General features: G+C 47.4%; 1 protein-coding gene. It reads right to left on the bottom strand.

The genetic code is table 11. From position 1 onward, the window contains the following. Positions 1-232: 232 nt before the first annotated feature. Positions 233-2,575 (bottom strand): CHASE2 domain-containing protein, encoded by a 2,343-nt coding sequence (locus tag AC805_RS16295; RefSeq protein WP_156341430.1) that lies wholly within the window; start codon positions 2,573-2,575, stop codon positions 233-235. Positions 2,576-2,734 lie beyond the last annotated feature (159 nt).

The raw sequence follows: 2,734 nt of genomic DNA, 5'->3' as shown, positions 1-2,734 counted from the left end.
AAAGCGAAAATAGGTAAAGGTAATTTAACCAGTCTAACTCTTTGTTTCGCAAATTATAGCTATAGTCGCCTGACTTAAGACAAATCAAACCCCAAGAATTGACTGGCGGCGCGAAGCGCCGCCAGTCAATTCTTGGGGTTTATGTCCTAGTACATTTGGCGATCGCTATAAAACCCAAACCCAGTAAGTAATACCAAAGCTCAAAATGGCGTAGCCATTTTGAGCTTTGGTATTACTTGCCGCTCTGCCGATGGAGCCATGCTTTGAGGTGACTGGGTACGGTTGTGAAATGGACGTAAATGTAATGAGTCGGAGACGATCGCTGCTCGGGGATAGCACCGATGGTGAGTTTGTTTTCTAATATTAAGCTTCCAGTTGCTGAGCTTTCAGGCATTGATTCAGAGAGCCCCTGTGCTAAGAGTGTTTTTGGATTTGGTGCTTGACCCTTTAAAACCTTGGCATAAATTTCCCCTTCAATGGCGATCGCCTCTCCCTCTCGGTCGTTAATCTGGAGATGAATTTTAAGATTACTTAAAATAGGAACATCCCGATCGGAGAAAATCTCTGCCCCATAGGGAGAAAGTCGCCGCAGTTCGCCCTCAAAAATATCCGTACCCAAATGCTTCTCTTCTAAAATACGATAGGTAATGGGAATCGGTGTGGGTAATACTTGTAGGGAGGCGCTAAGGGAAGGAAGCCCTAGGTTATATTTCCCACTAATCCCTGCAATATCATAGATAGATATGGGTTGTGAAGTTCCTTTAGGCTCGACTTCTATTGAACCATTGATGTTAACGATGTCCTGCACCTCATGGTAGGTGGTCTCCGAAATCAAAATCTGTCCGCCCACGGTATAGGATTCAATCCGAGCAGTGAGATTGACGTGATTGCCCACTACGGCATATTTAGCACGGGATTGCGATCCAATATTCCCAGCCACCACTTCCCCCGTATTAATGCCAATACCCATCGCAATCTCAGGCAATTGCATCTGCGTGAGTTGGTCGTTCACCGATCGCATTGCCAATTGCATGGCGATCGCACTTGCCACGGCGCGCTCCGCATCGTCTTCACGATGGATTGGCGCACCAAATAACACCAAAATCGCATCGCCAATAAATTCATCAATTGTGCCTTCATAGGGCGCGATCGCTTCAGTCATCGTGCCGAGAAAGACATTCAAAATTTCCACCACTTTCTCAGGGGGTAATTTTTCGGAAATGGTGGAAAAGCCACGCAGATCGCACATGAGGATGGTCACTTTGCGGCGATCGCCCCCCAGCTTCAGCCCTTCTGGAGTCTCCAATAAACTTTTGACGACGGCATCGGTTAGGTAGCGACTGAAGTAAGTGCGAATTTGGGCAGCTGTAATGGCTAAATAACTAGTGACGATCGTGCCACCGCCAAAAAAGGCGATCGCCGCAGGGACGAAGGGGAGCCACCAGCCATAGTTAAAGGCGATTACACAGATTCCGATCAAGCCTCCCGCCAGTAGTAGCACGCTCAGAGAGCGCATCACCAAGATCTGAATTTCTCGATCCTTAACCCTGACATTGCGCCATTGCCAGATCAGGGTCGAACCAGCAAGCGACCATCCAAAAATCCACAACCATTCCCAAGGTTTATCCCAAGTCTGAATTCTTGGTCTGCCATCAAGGGTACTGCCGAGTAAATGGCTGACAATCTGCGCGTGAACTTCTATGCCCGAGGTCTGAATTCGGCTGCTGCCAATCCCATTATCGAGGGGCGTAAAGAATAAATCCTTTAAACTAACCGCCGTCGTTCCAATCATCACTACGCGATCGCTCAATAGATCGGGCGGTATCCTGTCTTCCAATACATCCGCCATACTGACAAATCGAAAACCATGCCGTGATTGGCGAAAATTAATGATGAATTGATGTCCACCCACATCGGCATGACTGTAGCCTCCGTCATTGCTTTTTAGTCGCGGTGGGGTCAAGGCTTGCTCAAAGGGAACCGATTTTTCCCCATCGAGGTAAAGTAAGGCTAACTGTAGACCAAAGCTAGGGGTAGTCTTGCCGTCAGGGAGTCGGAGCGCTAGCAACCCCCTGCGAATGCGTCCATCGGCATCAACGGGAAGATTGATTGCCCCAAGGCGATCGGTGTCCGTCAAAGCAGGGGGGGGATTGATATCGGAACTCGATACAGCATAGTTTGCATCCATCAGATCGGCTTTTTTGATGGCAGCAATCAAGGTCGGAGTAGTTTTAAATAATTCCTCTAATTGGGCATAACCTTCGCCTACGGGAAAATCGCGAGCCAGATCTAAACCGATCGCACGGGGCTTTTGTTGACGAACTTTATGCAGGAATTTGGCGAGTAAGGCATCGTCGATCGGCCATTTTTTATATTGGCGCAGATCGGTTTCATCGATGCCAATAATCACAATGCGCTTGTCTTCAGGTTCAAGCGATCGCCACCGACAGAACTGATCGAACAGACTGAGTTCCAATGGTTCTAAAGCACCGATCAATCGCAGTCCGATCGTGATCATTGAAATTGTGGGAGCAGCGATCGCGATGCCACGCCATTTCCATAAAATACTTTTCAAAATACTTCTCAAAGTAGTTTCTCGCTGAGGTAATACCAATTCACAAAAGTGTTGTCACACTTTTGTGAATTAAAAACTAAACCTAGTAAGGGTTTTCCAGTTAAGAAATGGCGTAGCCATTTCTTAACTTGGTATAAGACCGCCATAGCCTTAGAAACC

Source organism: Pseudanabaena sp. 'Roaring Creek' (assembly GCF_001402795.1).
Lineage (GTDB): Bacteria > Cyanobacteriota > Cyanobacteriia > Pseudanabaenales > Pseudanabaenaceae > Pseudanabaena.
Note: the sequence above shows the minus strand (reverse complement) of the source record. Positions and strands in the feature narration are given on the sequence as shown.